The following is a 1,143-nucleotide window of genomic DNA, read 5'->3' as shown; positions in this document are numbered from 1 at the left end:
GCCCGTGACGAGGTGGTCGGTGGTTTCGTCGCGGGCGAGGGCGTCGAGTCCGGCCAAGAGCTCGGCCCGGTCCTGCCCCACCACGACCGCACGATGATCCAGCAACGCCCGCGTCGACACCAACGACCGCGCCACCCGCCCCGGCGACAGACCCGGCCGCTCCTCCAAGAACACCCGCAACCGCGCCGCCTGCGCCCGCAACCCCTCCACCGACGCACCCGACACACACCACCCCACCGGACCCGACACAAACTCCCGAGCCCCCGCGGCCTCCGCGGCTCCCACGGCTTCTGCGGCCTCGGCGGCTTCGGCTTCCGTGGCGGATACCGGGGCAGCCCGGCCGCCACCAACGACCGACACCACCTCACGCCCACCCACCACCACACCCGCCGACTCCCCCGCCTCCCGGGCCTGCCGGGCCTGCGGGGCCTCCTCCACGATCACATGCGCGTTCGTCCCACTGATCCCGAACGCCGACACACCCGCACGCCGACACCCACCCGAATCCGGCCACCCAACCGACCGCACCGGAACCTCAAGAACCCCCGACGACCAATCCACATGCTCAGACAACTCCTGCGCATACAACGACGCAGGCACCACCCCCTCCCGCATCGCCCACACCATCTTGATCACACCGCCCAACCCCGCAGCAGCCTGCGCATGACCGATGTTCGACTTCAACGACCCCACCAACAACGCACGCCGACGCCCCACCCCATACACCGCCGCCAACGCACCCGCCTCGATCGGATCCCCCAACGCCGTCCCCGTCCCATGCGCCTCCACCACATCCACCTGCGACGCACGCACCCCCGCATCACCCAACGCCTGCGCAATCACCCGCTCCTGCGCCACCCCACTAGGCGCCGTCAACCCATTACTCGCCCCGTCCTGATTCACCGCCGAACCCGCCACCACCCCCAACACCGGATGACCCCACCGCACCGCATCACTCAACCGCTCCAACACCAACGACGCCGCACCCTCACCCCACACCGTCCCATCAGCACCCCGACCAAACGCCTTGCACCGCCCATCCGCCGCCAACCCACGCTGACGCGAAAACTCCACAAACATCCCCGGATGCGGCATCACCGTCGCCCCCACCGCCAACGCCAGATCACACTCACCCCGACGCAA

General features: G+C 69.8%; 1 protein-coding gene. It reads right to left on the bottom strand.

Features of this window, described 5'->3' with window-relative positions; translation table 11 throughout:
- Window positions 1-1,143, bottom strand: a 1,143-nt coding sequence (locus ACWDEX_RS37190; protein ID WP_450469114.1) for a beta-ketoacyl synthase N-terminal-like domain-containing protein, incomplete at both ends; no start/stop codon positions are given.

Source organism: Streptomyces sp. NPDC001020, assembly GCF_053599115.1.
The sequence above is the reverse complement of the archived record's forward strand: the minus strand, read 5'-3'. Positions and strand labels throughout refer to the sequence as shown.